Here is a 19,479-nt window from a genome sequence, read left to right on the forward strand (position 1 = left end):
TTCAAGCCACCGGCAGTTGCACCAGGCCGTTTTCCACGCAGGCGACCCTTTGCTCGCCGCGGGCGGGCACGGGCACGATGCCGGCAGTGAACGCGGAGAAGGCCGGCAGCACCGTCATCCGCTCACGCAGCCAGAACGCGGGGAAGCGCCGTCGCAATGGCGGCAAGGCGACCTGCGGATGCAGATGCCCGGCGATCACATGCAGCTCTGCATCGGGCATCGGCTCATGGCGTAGCAGGAACGGCTGCAGCCGTACTTCATCGTGGATCTGTACCTGCAATTGAGCATGCGGCAGCTGGCGGTCGTGATTGCCACGCAGGACATGCACGTCCAGCGAAGCATTGCGTTCGCGCCATGCAAGCCATTGCTGGTACCACGCAGCGCGATGCGCCGGTCCATGCAGGATGTCACCCAGGATCCACAGCTCGCGACAGGCATGCCTGTCCAGCAGCCCCTGCAGGCGTTGCAGGTCTTCGCCGGTGCCGCCGCTGGGCAATGCGATGCCGGCGCGGCGGAATACATCTGCCTTGCCCAGGTGCAGGTCGGCGATCAACAGCGCCTGCCGCGCGGGCCAGTACAGCGCACGCGCGCCAAGCAGAATCAGCGATTCTCCGGCGCGCAGCAGCGGCAGTTCATCGGCCATGGCGGCGCTCCAGCTGCTGGGCCGCGCGTTGCACGCGGGTGCGCCAGTCCTCGTTGCTGAACTGCCCGCGCAGGCGTTCGGCCCACAACGGGAAGCCCAGTGGCGTGAGTGATGTCGGGTGCTGCACGGAGAGGACCTGCATGCCGATCCTTGCCAGGACCTGCTGTAGTCCCGGCAGATCCAGGCTGTCGTGCAGCACTTCGCGTTCGGCCAATGCCAATAGCAGGTGGCCGGGGTCATGCTCGCGCAGTACGTCGTAGAGCAGGCCTGCCGAGGCCTGCAGCTGGCGCAGCGATCGCGGCATGCCGCCGGGCAGGCTGGGGACCAGCAGGCCTGCTACGCGTGCGATGCCACGGAACTGGCGGCGCGCCAGCTCGCCCAGGTTCACCGCGGCACGCAGATCGTCCAGCAGCTGATCGGCGGTGAACAATGCCCGCCATTGCGCCGCATCCAGTTCGATCGCCTGCGCCGGTGCCAGCACCAGGCCATGATCGTTCACCGCGTAGCCGATGCTGTTGCGCTGCCGGCGGGTACAGCGCAGTGCCAGCAAGGCGGCCAGCGCCTCGTGCACGTGACGGCCGGCAAAAGGGTAGACGAACAGGAACTGGCCGTCGCGGCGCCGCACCTCTTCCACCAGCAGATGCTCTGGGCCGGGAAGCGCCGACAACTGCTGCTGCAGTGCCAGCAAGGGGGACAACCAGCGTGATTCGGCACTGTCGTCGGCGCCGGACAGCACCCACTCCAGCTCGCGGCCGAGCGGCATCGACAGCGGCAACTGGCCTCCCTGCCAGCGCGGCACCACACCATCACCGCGCCCTCGTGCCAGCCGCACGAAGGCGGTCATGTCGCGCAGCTGCACCAGTTCCAGCAGGCGCCCGGCGAACTGGAAACGGTCGCCGCGACGCAGGCGGCTGGCGAACTGTTCCTCTACGGCGCCCAGGCTGCCGCCGCGCAGGAACTGCACGCGCACGCTGCCATCGCTGCTGATGGTGCCGATCGACAGCCGATGGCGCAGTACCTGACGGCGATCGTGCATGCGGTAGTGGCCGTCGGCATCACGCACGACCTTGTGGAAATCGGGGTACTGGGCCAGGGCCTGGCCACCCTGCACGATGAACGTCAGAACGGCCTGCCACTGGTCTTCGCCGAGCGACGCAAAGGCATGGGTACGCCGTACCTGCGCCAGCAGCGCATCGCTGTCGAAGCCACCGGCCAGGGCGCGGCTGACCGCATGCTGGGCCAGCACATCCAGCGACAGCGTCGGCGGCCTGCGCGCTTCGACCACGCCTTCGGCCAATGCACGGCGCACCGCGGCGTATTCGGCCAGCTCCAGTGCATGGCTGGGCACGCACAGGATGGAACCGCTGGCGCCCGGGCGGTGACGCGCACGTCCCGCGCGTTGGCGCAGGCGGGCCACGCCCTTCGGGCTGCCCAGCTGCAGTACCTGCTCAACCTCGGGGAAGTCCACGCCGAGGTCGAGGCTGGAGGTGGCAACCACGCAGCGCAGCGCGCCCGCGCGCAGGCCATCCTCGACCTGCTGGCGCAGCGCTGGATCAAGCGAGCCGTGGTGCAGCGCAAGCGTGTCCGGGGCTTCCGGCCAGACCGCGGCCAGCGCCTGATGCCACAGTTCTGCCTGCGCACGGGTGTTGGTGAACAACAGGCTGCTGCGTGCCCGCATCAACGCGTCCAGCACCCGCGGCAGCTGCGCCAGGCCCAGATGCCCGGCCCACGGAAAACGTTCGCCGGGTTCCGGCAGCAGGCTGCGCACGCTGATCGCGCGCGTGCGCACGCCCTGCACGATCGGCGCGTCGGGCTGTCCGGGCAGCAGCACGTCGCGCGCCTCATCCAGGTTGCCCAGCGTGGCCGAAAGCCCCCACAGCTGCACTGCAGGCGCAGCTTCGCGCAACACCGCCAGGTTCAACTGCAGCAGCACACCGCGCTTGTTGCCCAGCAGCTCATGCCATTCGTCCACCACCACGCAGCGCAGCTGGCGCATGCGCGGCAACGTATCCGGATAGCTCAGCAGCAGCGCCAGTGATTCGGGCGTGGTTACCAGTACGTCGATGCGGCCTTCGCGGGCCTGGCGCCGCTCGCGGTTGCTGGCGTCACCGCTGCGCAGGCCGACACGCCATCCCAGTCCCAAGCCGTCGACGACGGCCTGGAGCGCGCGTGCGGTATCACTGGCCAACGCGCGCAAGGGCGTTACCCACAGCACCTGCAATGGGCGCACCGCACTGGCGCGGCGGGGCGAGGGCGGTGGATCGATCAGCGCCTGCAGCAACGGCCCGCCGAACATCGCCAGCGTCTTGCCGCTGCCCGTGGGCGTATGCAGCAGCCCGGATTCGCCGGCCAGGTAGTGGCGCCACATCGCGCGCTGGAAGGGCAGTGAGCGCCAGCCGCGTGCCGCGAACCAGTCTTCCAGCCGGCGCAGTGCCTGGCTGCGGGTCATCGCGCCAGCGCCTGCAGGCTGGCCAGCTGATCGGCCTCGCTGGCAGGCTTGTCGTGGCGCCAGCGCAGGATGCGCGGAAAGCGCACGGCGATCCCCGACTTGTGCCGGCTGCTGCGGTTGACCGCTTCGAAACCCAGCTCGAACACCTGTTCGGCGCGTACGCTGCGCACCGGCCCGAAACGCTCGCGGGTGTTGGCGCGGATCCAGCGGTCAAGCGCGAGGATCTCCTTGTCGTCCAAGCCCGAATACGCCTTGGCCACCGGCACCAGCGTGTCGCCGTCCCAGACGCCGAAGGTGTAGTCGGTGTACAGCGTGCTGCGCCGCCCATGGCCCGCCTGTGCGTACAAGAGCACCGCATCGATGGTGAGCGGATCGACCTTCCATTTCCACCAGTCACCGCGGCGTCGCCCAGCCAGGTAGGGCGAGCCGCGTCGTTTCAGCATCAGCCCTTCCACGCCACGTTCGCGTGCCACATCGCGCATCGCCGCCGCCTGCGCCCAGTCGACGGCGGCAACGTCGGGCGACAGCTGGATCCGCACATCGTCCAGTGCACCGATGACCGCGGCAAGCCGCGTACGCCGTTCCTGCAACGGCAGCTCACGCAGATCCGCGCCATCGTGCTCCAGCAGGTCATAGGCGAGCACGCGTACCGGCGTGTTGCGCAGAGTCGCTGCTCCTGGCTTGCGACGCTGGATGCGGGTCTGCAGGGCGGTGAATGCGCGCGGCAGGTTGGCGGTCTCGTCCCAGGCCAGCAGCTCTCCGTCCAGCACGCAGCCCTCCGGCAACGCCATCGCGGCGTGCTCGATCTCGGGGAAGCGGCCATCCAGTCGTTCCTCGCCACGGGACCACAGCGCGACTTCTCCACGCCGGCGCAGCAGCTGCAGGCGTATGCCATCCCATTTCCATTCCAGCAGCCAGTCGTCGATCGCGCCGAGGCGTTCGGCAGGATCGCCTTCCAGAGGGGAGGCGAGGAAGAAGGGGTAGGGCTGCTGGCGGTCGGACGGCAGCTCGTCCGGTGACAGCAGTTGAGCCAGCAGCCCGGGCGAGGGGACCCACTCGCCGAGCATGCGCTGGGCGATGCGTGCGATGTCCAGGCCGGACCATTCCGCCAGTGCCTGCTGTACCAGTCGCTGCGAAACGCCAACGCGCAGGGCACCGGTCAGCAGCTTGTTGAACACCAGGCGTTCGCTGCTGCACAGCTGCCGCCACCCGGCGACGACCGCAGCGCGGCGTACTGCCTCGGGTTGGTTGGCCACGGCCAGCAGATGCTGTTCGATCCAATCAGCCAACGGGCGGTCGGCGGCTGGCTGCGATGGATCATCCAGCAGCAGGGTCAGCGTTTCGGCCAGGTCACCCACCTGCGCATAGCTGTCTTCCACCAACCACGGGGGCAAGCCGGATTCTTCGGCAATCCAGGCGCGCAGTTCGCCGCTGGCAGCGATCCTGCGGCGTGCGCCGCCCACCTTGCCACCGCTGAGCAGGTACAGCGCCCATGCCGCATCGTGCGCGCGCGCCTGGCGGAAGTAGTCGACCAGTGCGGCACGCTTGTCCAGCGTGGCGGTGCTGCGGTCCAGGCGCTGGTAGAGCGCTGCGAAGGCCTTCATTCCTCGCTCCCGAAATCGGTACGGAAGGCTTCGGCCGCCACGCCGCGCTCACGCAGGAAGGGAATCAACGCATCGGTATTGCCATGGGTGGCGATCACCCGCTGCGCACCGGTCTGTTCAATGGTCTGCAGCAGCGCAGGCCAATCGGCGTGATCGGAAATGACGAAGCCACGATCGACGTTGCGGCGACGCCGGTTGCCGCGCAGCTGCATCCAGCCCGAGGCAAAGCCCAGCTGGTGGCGGCCGAAGCGGCGCATCCACGGTGTGCCGGCGGCCGAGGGTGGTGCGAGGATCAGCTGGCCGGCGGCATCAGGCTGGCGGCCCTGCTCGGCCACGGTGAGCGTCTCCAGCATCGGCACCCCGGCCTGCCGGTACACCGCCACGCCATTGGCGATGGCGCCGTGCAGCCAGGCTGGTCGATCGTCCAGCGGCAGCAGCTCGGCCAGCACCCGCTGTGCCTTGCCCAATGCGTAGCACAGCAGGATCGCGGCTTCGCCACGTTGTTCGCATTCGCGGCGCCACGCCACGATCTCTGCAGCCACCGCCGGCGTGTCCGGCCAGCGGTAGATCGGCAGTGCGAACGTAGCTTCAGTGATGAAGGTATCGCAGGGCACCACTTCGAACGGTGTGCAGGTCGGATCAGGCTGTCGCTTGTAGTCGCCGGAGGCTACCCATACCTGCTGCCCGTCGTCGATGCGTACCTGTGACGAACCGAGCACGTGGCCGGCCGGATGCAGCGATACCTGCACCTGCCCGAGGCGGAACGGCACACCCTCGGCATGCCCCTGCACCGGCACGTCACCCAGACGCCAGCGCAGGATCGGCAGGCTGCCTTCGCTGCAGTGGTACTCCCCCATGCCCGGGCGGGCATGGTCGCCGTGGCCATGGGTGATGACCGCGCGCGCTACCGGTCGCCACGGGTCGATATGGAAATCGCCGGCGGCGCAGTACAGCCCCTCCGGGCGCAGCACCACCAGATCGTCGTTGCCTGCCATGCGGTCACTGTGGCCTGCGTCTCGTGCAGAGGGTGAGAACCGGCCTGAACACGGGCTTGGCAGGCGATGCGGCACAATCGGGCCGCAGACCTCTTGCCGCCAGGATGGACCGGATGAGTGGACCCAGCTTCAGCAGCAACGCACCGTATGAAACCCATGTGGTGTTGAACCAGCCGCCGCCGTTCGCAGGGCGACAGTTGTGGACCGACGACGTGGCGCTGATGGAGGCCGTGCAGCGCGAAGGCGCCGCCAGCTTCGCGCCGCGACTGGGTGTCTATGGTGCACTCGCCGGTGATGAACTGTACCGGCTCGGCTTCGATGCCAACCGTGATCGTCCGCGGCTGCGCACGCATGATGCACAGGGCCATCGCATCGACATCGTGGAGTTCCATCCGGCCTATCACCAGTTGATGGACACGGCAAAATCGCACGGTGTCGCTGGATTGTCCTGGCATGAGCCGCAGCCCGGCGCGCACGTGGCACGTGCGGTGTTGAGCTACCTGCATCACCAGGCCGAGGCGGGCACCAGCTGCCCGTTGACCATGACCCATGCGGCAGTGGCGGTACTGCATTCGCAGCCGCATCTGGCCGAGTGGGCGCGCAAGGCCGCTGCGCCGGTCTATGACCCGCGCGACGTGCCGGTGGCGGACAAGGCCGGCATCACCCTGGGCATGGGCATGACCGAGAAGCAGGGCGGCTCGGATGTCCGTGCCAACAGTACGCGCGCCGAACCGATCGATGGCGAGCGTTACCGTCTGGTCGGCCACAAGTGGTTCTTTTCCGCACCGATGTGCGATGGCTTCCTGGTGCTGGCGCAGGCGCCGGGAGGCCTGACCTGCCTGCTGATGCCGCGCCGGCTGGCCGATGGTGACCGCAATGCGTTCCGGTTGATGCGGCTGAAGGACAAGCTCGGCGATTGGGCCAACGCTTCCAGTGAGGTCGAGTTCTGCGGCGCACAGGCATGGCGCGTGGGCGAAGAGGGGCGCGGCGTAGCCACCATCATCGGCATGGTGATGATGACCCGCCTGGACTGCATGCTGGGTGCAGCGGCGGAGATGCGCATGGCGCTGGCGCAGGCGCTGCACCACGCACGTCATCGACGTACCTTCGGCAAGCTGCTGGTCGAGCACCCGCTGATGACCAACGTGCTGGCTGATCTGGCGCTGGAGTCGGAAGCGGCCACGGTGTTGGCGATGCGGATCGCGCGCGCGGTGGATCGCGCTGGTGTGGATGCCAATGAAGCCGCGATGGCGCGGTTGGGGACGGCGCTGGGCAAGTACTGGCTGTGCAAGCGCGCGCCGGCCTTCGTCAATGAAGCGCAGGAATGCCTGGGCGGTGCGGGCTACGTGGAGGAGTCGATGCTGCCGCGCCTGTACCGGCAGGCACCGTTGAATTCGATCTGGGAGGGCAGCGGCAACATCCAGTGCCTGGATGTGCTGCGTGCGCTGGCGCGTGAACCGGAGGCGATGGCGGCGCTGCGCGGTGAGCTGGCATCGGTGGCTGACCGTGATGGGCGCTATGCAGCGGCATTGCAGCGTTGGGCAGCGGCACCGCCACCGGAGGAAGCGCAGGCGCGGCTGTTCTGCGAGCGCACTGCGCTGCTGCTGCAGGCGGCGCTGTTGCTGCGTGCGCGCAGCCCGATGGCGGAGGCGTTCGTGCGTAGCAGGCTGGAAGGGGAGCACGGGCTGGCGTTCGGGACGCTGCCGGCGGGGGTGGAGCTGACGGCGATGCTGGCGCGCGCGCTGCCGTAGGAGGCGGCCAACGGCGGAGCCCCTCGTGGTGGGCGCTGATACTGATGGGTGGGCCGCGCGGGTAGGTCGCGCAGGGGGCGCTGCAAGTACGTCCATGTAAGCTCGGGCGCGCCATCCATGGCGCTTACGCCCCTGCGCAACCTACCCGCGCGTCCGTGGACACTTTCCGTACGCGTCCACCACGGAATCAACAGAAAGAGCAGAGAGCGAAAAGCAGAAAAGCCGCGGCAGTGCCGCGGCTTTTCCTGTAGCGCCGAGGCCATGCTCGGCTGCCGGTAGGGCTTAGTGCTTGGCTTCTTCCTTGGCGGCGTTGGCCTTGGCGTCATTGGCGACATCGCGAGCCTTGTCGGCGACCTTCTGTGCGGCGTTCGCAGTGGCGTCGCTGGCATGTGCGGCGGCATCGGTTGCGGCGTCCTTGGCCTTGTCGGCGGCGTTGGCGGTGGCGTCTGCAGCCTTGTCCAGCGCCTGCTGGGTATCGGCGGCGGCCTGCTCGGACGCGGCAGCGGTCTTGTCGGCGGCGTCGCGGGTGGCTTCGGCGGCCTTGTCCACGGCGTCACGGGCGGCAGCGCCTGCGCTGTCGGCAGCCTGCTGTGCGTCCTGCTTGGCCTGTTCGGCTTCCGGGCCCTTGCAGGCGGCCAGGGCCAGCAGCAGGGAGGCGGCCAGCAGGGTGGTGGTGATCGGACGAATCTTCATGGCGGTCTCCGGTACTGCAATGGATGGGGACGCCAGCCTATTCATGCCGTTGTGAAGACGGGGTCGCGATGCAGCGGCTCAGTCGCGCGCATTCGAAAAAAGAAAAAGCCGCTGGCGAACCAGCGGCTTTTCCAGAACAGCGTGAAGAAAGAAGTTATTACTTCTTGGCTTCTTCAGCAGCGTCCTTGGCCTTCTCAGCGGTGCCTTCAGCAGCCTTGGCAGCGTCAGCAGCGGCGCCGGCAGCGGCGTCGGTGGCAGCAGCGCCAGCCTGGGCAGCAGCGTCAACCGAAGCGTCAGCAGCGGTGGCGGCGGTGTCAGCGGCCTGCTGGGCAGCGTCGGCGGTCTGGGCGCCAGCAGCGGCGGCCTGGTCGGCAGCAGCCTGGGCTTCGGTGGCGGCTTCGTTGGCCGAAGCAGCGGCGTCCTGGGCAGCTTCCTGCTTCGAGCAGGCGGCCAGGGCCAGAGCCAGGGACATCGCGACCAGCAGCTTGTTGATGCTCATTGTGTGAATCCTCGTCGTTAGAATTAGGCAACGCGCATGCTGCGCGCCGACAACATGATGACAAGCCAAGATTGGGTGTCAAGCGATCCCGCATTCATTTTTGCGAAATCATCGTTAAATCTTTTTAAATCAATTCGATGGCGATAGCCGTTGCTTCGCCACCGCCGATGCACAGGGTGGCAATGCCGCGCTTGCCACCGCACGTGCGCAGGGCGTTGACCAAGGTCACCACCAGGCGTGCACCGGAGGCACCGATCGGATGGCCCAGCGCGCAGGCGCCGCCATTCACGTTGAGCTTGTCGTGCGGAATGCCCAGTTCGCGCATCGGCGCCATCGCCACCACGGCGAAGGCTTCATTGATCTCGAACAGATCGACCTGGTCCAGCGACCAGCCGGTCTTGTCCAGCAGTTTGTGCAGCGCGCCGATCGGGGCGGTGGTGAACCACTCCGGTTCCTGCGAATGGGTCGCGTGGCCGACGATGCGGGCCAGCGGGGTGATGCCGCGAGCGGCTGCATCTTCCTCGGTCAGCAGGACCACTGCAGCAGCGCCGTCGGAGATGCTGGAGGAACTGGCGGCGGTGACGCTGCCGTCCTTCTTGAAGGCCGGGCGCAGGGTCGGGATCTTGGCGATGTCCGAGCGGCCCGGCTGCTCGTCGGTGGCGACCTCGACCTCGCCCTTGCGGGTGGCGACCTTCACCGCGACGATTTCATCGGCGAACGCACCGTTGGCCTGCGCCGCCTGCGCGCGCTTGACCGATTCGATGGCGTAGGCGTCCTGCTCTTCGCGGCTGAACTGGTATTTGTCCACGGCGCATTCGGCGAATTCACCCATCGCCTTGCCGTCGTAAGCGTTGACCAGGCCATCGTGGGCCATGTGATCGACCGCCTGGAAGTTGCCGAAGCGGTTGCCGGTGCGCGAGTTCGGCAGCATGTGCGGCGCGTTGGACATCGATTCCATGCCGCCGGCGACAACGATGCTGGCCGAACCGGCCTTGATCAGGTCATGACCGAGCATGATGGTCTTCATGCCCGAGCCGCACACCTTGTTCAGCGTGGTGGCACCGGTCGACAGCGGGATGCCGGCAGCGATCGCCGCCTGGCGGGCGGGCGCCTGGCCGAGGTTGGCCGGCAGCACGCAGCCCATGAGGACTTCGGAAACGTCGCTGGCCGGGATGCCCGACTGTTCCAGGGCGGCAGCGATGGCGGCCGCGCCGAGGGTCGGGGTCGGCACGCCGTTGAACTGGCCGAGGAAGGAGCCGATGGCGGTGCGCTTGGCGGCGGCGATGACGATGTTGGACATGGCAATCTCGTTGATGCGTAAGCAATGTTCGGAAAGGAGACCGGGGGCCGTTGGATGTGCCCCGGTTTCCCGGCAGACTGCGTGGGGGTCGACCCAAGTATAGAGGGTCGGGGAGGGCCGCCGCTGGGCGCGGCCGCACGCCTGCCGGGATGAAGGCAGGACAACGTTCATGGGAAGGAATCGATGGAACGCACGATGATGGTGAGGTCTGCCCTGGGAACCGCGCTGCTGGTAGCGCTGACGGCCTGTGGTGGAGGTGGCGGGGGCGGCAACGTGCGCATCGATACCCCGCCACCACCGCCGCCACCGACTACCCCGCCACCGACGACGCCGCCCCCGGTCAAACCGCAGGAGCCGGCCTTCGACGCGCATCTGTCAGTCACCAATGCGCGCGCCGCACAGGCTGCCGGCCTGACCGGCCAGAACGTGCGCATCGGCATCGTCGACTCCGGCGTGCAGCGCAATGCGGTGGCGTTGAATGGCCGGGTGCTGGCCAACCTCAACTACATCGATCCGGCCAGGAACAATCTGGGTGTCGATGATGTGGTCGGCCACGGCACCGCCGTGGCCAGCCTCGCCGCCGGCGCGGCAACGGGCTCCTGGCCGGGTGGCGTCGCGCCAAAGGCGCAGATCGTGTCGGCACGGATCATTGCCGACAAGCCGCCGGTCGATGACGGCAGCGGCAAGGGCAATTCCTTCAGCGGCCCGCTGGGCGTGGCCCAGGTCCACCAGGACCTGATCAGCTACAACGTGAAGGTGATGAACAATTCGTGGGGCGGCCTGTACTGGACCGACCTGCCGACCACCGCGCAGGTGGCCGCCGAATATCGCCCCTTCGTGATCAACCATGGCGGGCTGGTGGTGTTCGCCGCGGGCAATGATGGCCGCAGCGAGCCGAGCAGCCTGGCCGCACTGCCCAGCCAGCAGGGCGTGGCCGGCACGCTGCCGGCTGCCGACCTGGAGCGCGGCTGGCTGGTGGCCACCGCCGTGGATCCGTATGCGCCCGGTACGCTGGCCAGCTATGCCAATGCCTGTGGCCAGGCGGCCCGCTACTGCCTGGCGGCGCCCGGCAGCGCGGTCTACCCCGATGCCAACGGTGGCAGCTACTACTGGAACTACGGCACGTCATTCGCGGCGCCCTTGATTTCCGGTGCGGCGGCGCTGGTCTGGGAGCGCTTCCCGTACTTCAGCAACGATCTGGTGCGGCAGACCCTGCTGGGTACCGCCAAGGACATCGGTGCGCCGGGCGTGGATCCGGTGTTCGGCTACGGCCTGCTCGACATCGGTCGTGCGATCAACGGTCCGGGTCGTTTCGACTGGGGTGATGTGGTCGCCAACGTGGATCTGGCATCGACCGGCTCGGCGTGGCGCAACGATATCGTCGGCAGCGGCGGGCTGGTCAAGCAGGGCGGGGGCACCCTGGTGCTGGCCGGCAACAACAGCTACACCGGTGCCACCCGCATCGAACGCGGCGTCCTGTCGCTGCAGAACGGTGGCGTGATCCGTTCCAACGTGACCATCCTCGGCCAGTCCGATCCGGATTCGACCGGCCTGCAGTTCAATGGCGGCACGCCCCGCGTGATCGGCAATGTGGTCAACGGCAGCAGCGTATTCCTCACCACCGGCAACACCACCGGCACCATCGAGGGCAACTACACGCAGCAGGCAGGTGGCCAGCTGATGATCGCGCTCGGTGCCAATGCGCTGCAGGTGACCGGCAATGCCGCCATCGACGGTGGCGTGCGCGTGCATGGCTTCGTTTCCGGCTACGTGCCACAGAACGGCAGCCGGCAGGACCTGATCCATGCGGCAGGCGGACTCAGCGGCACCTTCAGTACGCCGGCTACCTCCAGTGGCCTGCAGGGCCTGTCGTTGCTGCAGAGCAGCTACGGCTATGACAGCAACAACGCGTGGTTGAACCTGACCCAGGTCAGCGTCACCGCAGCGGCCAGCGGGCTGGGGGCGTCCGCCCAGGTGGCAGCACAGCGCCTGGAAGGTGCATTCGCAGCGCTGGACAAAAACACAGGCCTGCAGGGATCGGCCTTTGGTGCAGCGGCCGGTGCCCTGCAGTGGACCGGCGGTGGCCCGCAGGGCCTGGCCGCCAGCCTGCAGAGCCTGTCCGGTCAAGCGCATGCGCGAGCCGAAGCAGCGACCTTCGACAGCATCGACATGTCGCGGCGTGCGATCGCCGAGCGCTTTGATCGTGTACAGGCCGCACCGCGCCTGCGCGGGAGCTGGCAGAGCGCGCTGGGTGAGGCGGGGCAGGGCAGCTTCGCCGGCAACGCTGCCGACAGCCGGGGCTGGATGGCCGGCCAGGATTTGCCACTGGGCAGCAACGGCCTGATGGGCGTGGCGTTTGGCGAGACCCGCAGCACTGGTGGCAGCAGTTTCGGCGGTGATCGTGGGCGTGATCGCCAGGCGCAGGCACAGTTGTATGCCGGCTGGAATCTGGGACGTGGCTACGCGCTGGCCCAGGTGGGGAGCGGACAGTTCACCCGCGCGCTGGATCGTCAGCTGCTGCTCGGTGCGGGTGCCTATGGCGTCTCCGCGCGGTACGGCGGCCGTTTCAGCAGTGCCAGCGTGGAGGGCGGGTACCGGCTGGGGCGTGCGGGCGCATCGATGACGCCCTACGTCGGTGCCAGCACCACGCGTGTGGAGACCGACGCCTTCAATGAACTCGGCGGCTTTGGTTTCGGCCTGCGGGGCGATGCCAACCGCGTGCAGCGCAGCCAGATGCTGGCCGGTATCCGCGGCGAGCGCGGTTGGGGGCGTTGGACGCTGCGTGGGCATGCCGAATGGCAGCAACGGCTTGATGGTGCGGATGCGGACTGGCAGGCCAGCTTCGTCGGCGTCGATGCCTGGGCGCCGTTGGCGGGCTGGAACGCGCCGCGCGGCAGTGCGCTGATCGGCGTGGCGCTGGAATCGTGGTGGGGCCGCAATGGGCGCCTGAGCCTGGGCTTCGACCAGCGCGTTGGTGGCGAAGGTGCGCGGCAGGCCGCCTTGCGCTACAGCACCGGCTTCTGAAGGACGGCTCGCGCCGGGTCATGCCCGGCGCGACATCGGCAGGTTCAACCGCCGCGCAGGTTGCCCAGGCGCGGGGTGCTGCGGCCCAGCGGCATCTTCAGCTTGCCGATCGACAGGATGCGGCTTTCGGCGATGCGGTCGGCGGCACGCTGCGGCGCGATGTTCTCGCGCTGCGACAGTTCGAAGATGCGGGTGAGGTTGTGGTAGATGCTGCGGATCAGGCGCATTGCGCGTTCGCGGTTGTAACCGTCGATCTCCAGCGACACGTTCATCACGCCACCGGCGTTGACTGCATAGTCCGGCGCATACAGGATGCCGCGCGCATGCAGCTCGTCGCCGATTTCCAGGCTCGACAGCTGGTTGTTGGCGGTGCCGCAGATGATCTTCGCCTTGATCCGCGGCAGCGTGTCGGCGTTGATCGCACCTTCCAGCGCGCACGGTGCGAACACGTCGGCGTTCACCTCGTGGATCTCATCCGGCTTGACTGCTTCGGCGCCGAAATCGCTGACCGCGCGATCAACCAGCGCGCTGTCCAGGTCGGTGACGTACAGCTTGGCACCGCGGTCGCGCAGCAGTTTCACCAGTTCCATGCCGATGTGGCCCAGGCCCTGCACGGCGATGCTGGTCTTGCCCACTTCCTCATGGCCGAACTTGAAGCGCATCGACGCCATCAGTGCCTGCAGCGCACCGTAGGCGGTGAACGGGGCGGGATCGCCGGAGCCACCATGGACCTGGTGCACGCCGGTCACGAACTGGCTTTCCAGGTAGATGTTCTCCATGTCGTTGACGTCGGTTCCGACGTCCTCGGCGGTGATGTAGCGCCCGCCCAGCGAATCGACATAGCGGCCGAAGGCACGGAACAGCACCTCGGTCTTGTCCACTTTGGGGTCGCCGATGATCACCGCCTTGCCGCCACCCACGTTGAGGCCGGCCAGTGCATTCTTGTAGGTCATCGTCCGGCTTAGCCGCAGCGCATCGGCCAGCGCCTCGTCGGTGCTGGCGTAGGGGCGCATGCGCACGCCGCCCAGGGCCGGGCCGAGGGTGGTGTTGTGGATGGCGATGATCGCCTTCAGGCCGGCGTCGTGGTTGTGGCAGAACACCACCTGTTCGTGGCCGGTGGTGGCGAGGGTTTCGAATAGCATGGCGTCTCCGATGGCGCGATCAGCGGCGAACTGCAGCGAACGGCCAGTGAACGGTAGGGTCCCAAAACAAAAAAAGCGACGTCGTCGGTGCAGGGGGACGGGTCGCGCGGCGCCATTCTAGTCCATTCCCCCGGCCGGTGCCGTCGACATCGGTGGCCTTCCGGTTAAAGAAGATGAAAGTTCGGCCGATGCTGCGACGACGGCGGGTGGCCGGATTCGCGTGAAGAGGCAGGGCGGTCAGTGACGGCAAGGGCACCACAACGACAGGGCGGGCGGCGATGACGCCGGCCTGGTGGCGATCATTGCGTGGCTGGCTGGCGCGCTCGACCGGGACGGCACCGTCCCGGTTGGCGGCGGCGTCGCGGCAGGTGGTGGCGGCGGCGGCGGCCAGCCTGCAGGGCGAGGCTCTGCCCTCGGCCGAGATCGCTGCACATCTGCAGCGTGGCCTGCATGCACTGGCCCTGTACCCGCGCCTGGCCGGTGAATCCACGGCGGTGCAGGCCGCGGGGTTGGGCGAGGCGGTGGCGCGCGCGCTGCAGGACCGGGACTGGGCGGCCCGTCAGCTGCCGCGCCGCCCGCAACTGCTGCCGCAGCTGATCCAGACGGTCAACGACGATGCTGCGTCGGCGCGGGTGATGGCGGCGATCATCGGCCAGGACCCGGTGCTGACCGGCAACCTGCTGCGCATCGCCAACAGCCCGGCCTACAAGGTGCACGAGCGCCCGGTGGAAAGCCTGCAGCGGGCGGTGACGCTGGTCGGTACCGAAGGCGTGCGACAGATCATCAGCGCAGTTCTGGTGCAGCCGGTGATGCAGGTGCAGTGCGAGGTGTTTCCGCAGTTCAGCACGATCATCTGGGAGCACGCACTGCTGGCTTCGCGCGCAGCCGCTGACCACGCGCGCACGGTCACTTTCGGCGATGCCTTCGCCGCCCAGTGGCTGGGCCTGGTACAGGGGCTGGGGGCCGCGCTGGTGATGCGCCAGCTGCTGCAGGAAGCGCAGGCACGCGATGAAACGGTGGAGCCGGCGCTGGCGCTGCAGCTGCTCCAGCAGTGGTCACTGCCGTTGGCGCAACGCGTGGCTGCGGCCTGGGAGCTGCCAGAGCCGGTGCACCAGGCGCTGGCGCCCGAGGCGGATGGCCCGCTGGCCGACAGCCTGCGCCTGGCCAGCGCGGCCGCAGCGGCCAGCCTGCTGTGCCGGCACGGACATGCCAGCCAGAGCCGCATGCTGGCCCTGCTTGAACAGTTGCCTTCGGCGCCGCCGCATGCGCTGCGCTGGATCTGGCGGCGCCTGCATGGGCGCAGCGTGGAAACACGGGATGACGCCGGACAGGAAGAGGCGGGTCCTGCGCCCTGAGCGCTACAGCTGCGATTCCACCGGCAGCCAGCTGATCACCCGCGCGGTCCAGCGCTTGCCCAGGCTGGCACCGGGTTCGGCCTCCACCCAGTGCGGCGGTGGCTGCCGCTCCAGCCAGCGCAGGTCATCATCGCGCCCCAGCGCCAGCCACCAGCTGTGCTCCGGGCCGGCCAGGCGCAGGTACTCGTCGCGCAGCTGTGCACCGAGCGCCGGGTCATCGAACAGCACGCCCATTTCGGTATTGAGGTAGGCCGAACGCGGGTCGAGGTTGAACGAACCGACGAAACCGCGGCGGTCATCGACCACGAATGCCTTGGTGTGCAGGCTGGCGCCGCTGCTGCCGAACAGGCTGGCATCCAGCTGGCCGTGTGCCTTCAGTTCGTAAAGGTGGACGCCGGCTTCAAGCAACGGCACGCGGTAGCCCATGTAGCCACCATGTACGGCGGCGACGTCATTGGCGGCCAGTGAGTTGGTGACCACGCCGACCTGCACGCCCCGCCCGGACATGGCCGAAAAGCCATCCAGGCCCTCGTTGCCGGGAACGAAGTAGGGCGAGATCAACAGGGCCTTGTGCCTGGCGGCCTGCAGCTCGCTGATCAGGGTCGACACCAGCCAGGCAGCGCGATCGTCCTTGCGGTGCTTCATGGGCGGGTCGGACACGATGCGCACTGCACCGCTCCAGCGCAGCGGCTCGGGGCTCGGGCGCTGGCGCTTGCGCGATTCGGCCACGCGCGCCAGGTACGGCAGGGCCACGTCCCGCTGCGCCTCATGGTCCGATTCGCGCACCAGCAGGCGCAGTTGTGCGTCGGTATGGAAGGCAAGCGCGGATACCGGAATGGCGGTTTCGCTGTTCCAGTAGTCGTCGAAGATGCGGTTGGCCTGCTCCACGGCGGGGCCGGCGACCAGCAGGTCCAGATCCTGGAAGTTCACATCGGTGCGCGCGCTGAAATACTCCTCGCCGATGTTGCGGCCACCGACGATCGCGACGCGGCCATCGGCGATCCAGCTCTTGTTGTGCATGCGGTGGTTCACGCTGAAGAAGCGCTGCACCATCTCCACCATGCGCAGGATGCCGGTCCGGTTGCGGAACGGGTTGTACAGGCGGATCTCGATGTTCGGATGCGCATCGAGTGCCATCATCAACGCGTCCTTGTCCTTGGCGTTCATGTCGTCAAGCAGGATGCGCACGCGCACGCCGCGCTCGGCGGCGTCGTACAGCGCCTTGGCCATCAGATGGCCGATCAGGTCGTCGTGCCAGATGTAGTACTGCAGGTCCAGGCTGCGGCCTGCGTGCGCGGTGATCATCGCGCGCGCGGCGAAGGCATCCATGCCATCACTGAGGAACGCCACGCCGGACTGCCCGGGGTGTGCGTCCTGCAGCGGCACGATCTGCTGGTCGATGCGGGTCTGCGCCGGCTGCAGTGGCAGCACATGCGAGGGTGCGCCCTGTGCCTGCGGGGTGAGGTGGTCGGCCAGCAGCAGCCCGGACAGGACCAGCAGCAACAGCGCGGCGAGGATGATCGCAGCGACGCGCGGCAGGCGTCGCCACAGCGGCTTGGGCAGGCTCATGCCCCGATGGTAGATCCACGCCGCGTGTGGATGAAAGCCAACAGACCTATCGCTGTAGATCCACGCCATGCGTGGATGGCAGGGACTTCGCGTTCAGAACCGCTCGTCGCTGCCCAGGTAACGCCACTGCCCCGCAGGCAGTGGTCCCAGTGCCACGCGGCCAATCCGCAGCCGACGCACGGCCGCGACCTGCAGGCCGGCAGCGGTGACCGCCACGCGCAGGCCCTTGGCCGTCAGGCCCTTGCCGGCGAAGCGCAGGCGCTGCTCGCTCTGCCAGCTGACCTTGGCGCCGCCCGATTCCTGCTGCAGCCGCGCCATCAGCCACGGGCCGCGCTCGGGACCGCCTTCGGCCACTTCGATCAGGTATTCCTGTTCGGTGCGGCCCAGATTGCGCTGCAGATGGGCCAGCGTGGCCGGGTCCTGGCTGACCACCACCAGGCCGCCGTCGCTGGCCGGAAGCGAGGCGGCCAGCTGCAGGCCGTGGAAGTGACGCTGAAGCGGACGGATGTCGCTGGCATCAAGTTCGCTGCGGCTGTCACTGCTGACCAGCGCACACAGGGTTTCAGCGGCAACACCTGCCGGCTTGTGCAGCAGCATGCTGACCCGCTCGGCCTTTTCATCGCTGGCCTGCTCGGCCACGACGATCACCGCGCTGTCATCGACCGGGCGCTGCGGCTGCTCGACCACCTCGCCATTGACGCTGACCCAGCCGCCTTCGATGTAGCGCCGCGCTTCACCGCGCGGGATGCCGAGCAGGGCGGACAGGCGTTTGTCGAGGCGGATCGGTTCCATGGCGGAAAGGTCAGGCAGGGGGCGCGCAGTGTAGCCGCTGCGGCCGGTCAGCGCTGGCCGCGGTTGGCCAGCTCGGTCAGGTACAGGCGGGTATCGAACTCCAGCTGCAGGTACTCCGGCTCCATGTGCTGGCACAGCTGGTAGAAGGCCTTGTTGTGATCGGCTTCCTTCAGGTGGGCCAGTTCATGCACCACGATCATGCGCAGGAACGCCGCTGGTGCCTGGCGGAACACGGTGGCGATGCGGATCTCGCGGCTGGCCTTGAGGCGGCCGCCGTGCACGCGGGAGATGGCGGTATGGGTGCCCAGCGCGTGCTTGATCACTTCCAGCGTGTTGTCGTAGCAGACCTTGTTGAGCGGCACCGACTTGCGCAGGTAGCGGTCCTTCAGCTCCTGCGTGTAGTCGTACAGCTGGCGGTCGCTGCGCACCTCGTGCGGATCGGGATAGCGCTGCTGCAGCCAGGGGCCGAGCTTGCCCTGCGCCAGTAGTTCACTGACCTGGGCGACCAGGGGTTCGGGATAGCCGGTGAGGTACTTCAGGACTGCCATGCAGGGGCGGCGGGGCGTCGGTAGAATGGGGCATCCAAGATTACACGCGGTACGCATCGACCATGGCAAAGCCCAACGCGCTGCAGGAACAATTGCTCAAGGCCGGCCTGGCCAAGAAGTCGCAGGCCAGCGCTGCCGCGAGCGCGCAGGCCAAGGCCCGGCAGGGCAAGGCCGAATCGACCTCGGCCGATGTCCAGCGCGAGGCTGAACGGGCCCGCGCCGAGAAGGTCGAGCGCGACCGCGCACTGGCCGCCGAGCGCAATGCCCAGGCCAGGCAGGCTGAACAGAAGGCCCAGGCCCGGCAGATCATCACGGTCCATGCCGTGCCTCACAAGGGCGACGACGAGTACCGCTTCAGCGATGGCGCGGCGATCCGCACCCTGCTGATCGACCCCAAGCTGCGCAAGGCGCTGTCGGTGGGCGTGCTGGTCATCGTTGCCCTCGGCGACGGTTACGCCCTGCTGCCGCGTGCCGCTGCCGAAAAAGTGCGTGAACGCGCCCCGGAGGCGATCATCGTCGACCACGGCCAGCCGGGCTCGACCGCCGAGATCTCCACCGGCAATGCCGAGGACGACGCCTACTACGCGCAGTTCCAGGTGCCGGACGACCTGGTCTGGTAAGCCAAAAAGGGGACGGAGGGGATTAAGCCGCAAATGGCTTGCTCCGGCCCTTCTGCCTTCTGCTCAGCTTGCTGAAGGCCCGCCGGTCATGGTTCGGCGCTACCGTTTACTGCGCGGTGTATCGTCCCCATATCAGGCGACACACCTGCGGAGGATGCCCATGGCCACCGGTTGGGCGGGAGACGGCGCGGTCCAGGACCAGATCGACGCCACCGTCGACGATGCGATCGCCCGCGCGAGGCGCCAGCTGCGCGAGGGTCCTGGTCTGGAACATTGTGAGGAATGCGACGCGCCGATCCCGTTGGCGCGGCGCCAGGCTGTGCCCGGGGTACGGCTGTGCGTGGCGTGCCAGCAGGCGCATGACGACGAAGCGCAGGCGCATGCCGGCTACAACCGGCGTGGCAGCAAGGACAGCCAGTTGAGGTAAATGTTGTTCGGCAGGGCTTGCAGCCCTGCACCTGCCGAAGCCTTCAAGCCAAGGCAACTTCAACGTCA

The 19,479-nt window shown here is 68.0% G+C and carries 16 protein-coding genes; 5 read left to right on the forward strand and 11 right to left on the reverse strand.

The window, feature by feature from the left end; all coding sequences use genetic code 11:
• Nucleotide 1: 1 nt before the first annotated feature.
• From pdeM to ACX9OT_RS04965, 4 genes are read right to left on the reverse strand one after another with little or no spacing between them, the layout of a single operon-like run.
• Entirely contained in the window at nucleotides 2-643 is a 642-nt protein-coding gene (gene pdeM, locus ACX9OT_RS04950) for a ligase-associated DNA damage response endonuclease PdeM (RefSeq protein WP_032129346.1), read from the reverse strand.
• Nucleotides 633-3,092, reverse strand: coding sequence for a ligase-associated DNA damage response DEXH box helicase (locus ACX9OT_RS04955; RefSeq protein WP_459001237.1), 2,460 nt, complete (start codon nucleotides 3,090-3,092; stop codon nucleotides 633-635). The genes pdeM and ACX9OT_RS04955 overlap by 11 nt, the downstream gene beginning before the upstream one ends.
• A complete protein-coding gene (locus tag ACX9OT_RS04960) occupies nucleotides 3,089-4,696 on the reverse strand; it encodes an ATP-dependent DNA ligase (protein WP_459001239.1) in 1,608 nt (535 codons plus the stop codon). Before ACX9OT_RS04960 ends, ACX9OT_RS04955 begins: the two co-directional genes overlap by 4 nt.
• Complete coding sequence (locus ACX9OT_RS04965) at nucleotides 4,693-5,691, reverse strand: ligase-associated DNA damage response exonuclease (RefSeq protein ID WP_107431489.1); 999 nt, start codon at nucleotides 5,689-5,691, stop codon at nucleotides 4,693-4,695. The genes ACX9OT_RS04960 and ACX9OT_RS04965 overlap by 4 nt, the downstream gene beginning before the upstream one ends.
• Before the next feature lie 113 nt (nucleotides 5,692-5,804).
• Between ACX9OT_RS04965 and ACX9OT_RS04970 the strand changes: the two genes are divergently transcribed.
• A complete protein-coding gene (locus ACX9OT_RS04970; protein WP_277778998.1) occupies nucleotides 5,805-7,442 on the forward strand; it encodes an acyl-CoA dehydrogenase family protein in 1,638 nt (545 codons plus the stop codon).
• 282 nt (nucleotides 7,443-7,724) lie between these two features.
• On the opposite strand, the gene ACX9OT_RS04975 is transcribed toward ACX9OT_RS04970, so the two are convergent.
• The 3 genes from ACX9OT_RS04975 to ACX9OT_RS04985 all read right to left on the reverse strand — a co-directional run bounded on the left by ACX9OT_RS04975 (nucleotide 7,725) and on the right by ACX9OT_RS04985 (nucleotide 9,934).
• Nucleotides 7,725-8,135, reverse strand: coding sequence for a hypothetical protein (locus ACX9OT_RS04975; RefSeq protein ID WP_014647982.1), 411 nt, complete (start codon nucleotides 8,133-8,135; stop codon nucleotides 7,725-7,727).
• A gap of 157 nt (nucleotides 8,136-8,292) precedes the next feature.
• Complete coding sequence (locus ACX9OT_RS04980; RefSeq protein ID WP_004153024.1) at nucleotides 8,293-8,634, reverse strand: hypothetical protein; 342 nt, start codon at nucleotides 8,632-8,634, stop codon at nucleotides 8,293-8,295.
• A gap of 124 nt (nucleotides 8,635-8,758) precedes the next feature.
• On the reverse strand, nucleotides 8,759-9,934 hold the full coding sequence (locus tag ACX9OT_RS04985) for a thiolase family protein (protein ID WP_459001243.1): 1,176 nt from the start codon (nucleotides 9,932-9,934) through the stop codon (nucleotides 8,759-8,761).
• A gap of 183 nt (nucleotides 9,935-10,117) precedes the next feature.
• Between ACX9OT_RS04985 and ACX9OT_RS04990 the strand changes: the two genes are divergently transcribed.
• Entirely contained in the window at nucleotides 10,118-12,958 is a 2,841-nt protein-coding gene (locus ACX9OT_RS04990; RefSeq protein WP_459001245.1) for a S8 family serine peptidase, read from the forward strand.
• A 44-nt stretch (nucleotides 12,959-13,002) separates the two neighbouring features.
• On the opposite strand, the gene ACX9OT_RS04995 is transcribed toward ACX9OT_RS04990, so the two are convergent.
• A complete protein-coding gene (locus ACX9OT_RS04995) occupies nucleotides 13,003-14,100 on the reverse strand; it encodes a Glu/Leu/Phe/Val dehydrogenase dimerization domain-containing protein (protein WP_010482852.1) in 1,098 nt (365 codons plus the stop codon).
• A 278-nt stretch (nucleotides 14,101-14,378) separates the two neighbouring features.
• On the opposite strand from ACX9OT_RS04995, the gene ACX9OT_RS05000 reads away from it, so the two are divergent.
• Nucleotides 14,379-15,455: an HDOD domain-containing protein gene (locus ACX9OT_RS05000; protein ID WP_459001247.1), complete on the forward strand. Its 1,077-nt coding sequence runs from the start codon at nucleotides 14,379-14,381 to the stop codon at nucleotides 15,453-15,455.
• 3 nt (nucleotides 15,456-15,458) lie between these two features.
• Here ACX9OT_RS05000 and ACX9OT_RS05005 read toward each other — a convergent pair whose 3' ends face one another.
• From ACX9OT_RS05005 to ACX9OT_RS05015, 3 genes are all read right to left on the reverse strand, one after another.
• Complete coding sequence (locus ACX9OT_RS05005; protein WP_459001249.1) at nucleotides 15,459-17,024, reverse strand: phospholipase D family protein; 1,566 nt, start codon at nucleotides 17,022-17,024, stop codon at nucleotides 15,459-15,461.
• Between the two features lie 93 nt (nucleotides 17,025-17,117).
• Nucleotides 17,118-17,816 (reverse strand): RNA pseudouridine synthase, encoded by a 699-nt coding sequence (locus ACX9OT_RS05010; RefSeq protein WP_459001251.1) that lies wholly within the window; start codon nucleotides 17,814-17,816, stop codon nucleotides 17,118-17,120.
• 47 nt (nucleotides 17,817-17,863) lie between these two features.
• Entirely contained in the window at nucleotides 17,864-18,364 is a 501-nt protein-coding gene (locus ACX9OT_RS05015) for a M48 metallopeptidase family protein (protein ID WP_005414217.1), read from the reverse strand.
• 62 nt (nucleotides 18,365-18,426) lie between these two features.
• Between ACX9OT_RS05015 and ACX9OT_RS05020 the strand changes: the two genes are divergently transcribed.
• Nucleotides 18,427-18,984 (forward strand): DUF2058 domain-containing protein, encoded by a 558-nt coding sequence (locus ACX9OT_RS05020; protein ID WP_459001254.1) that lies wholly within the window; start codon nucleotides 18,427-18,429, stop codon nucleotides 18,982-18,984.
• Nucleotides 18,985-19,144: 160 nt separating this feature from the next.
• The gene (locus ACX9OT_RS05025; RefSeq protein ID WP_032129365.1) at nucleotides 19,145-19,411 is read left to right on the forward strand and encodes a DksA/TraR family C4-type zinc finger protein; all 267 of its coding nucleotides are present in this window, start codon (nucleotides 19,145-19,147) and stop codon (nucleotides 19,409-19,411) included.
• The last annotated feature ends 68 nt before the right edge of the window (nucleotides 19,412-19,479 follow it).

The sequence above is a fragment of the Stenotrophomonas genospecies 3 genome, assembly GCF_054473855.1.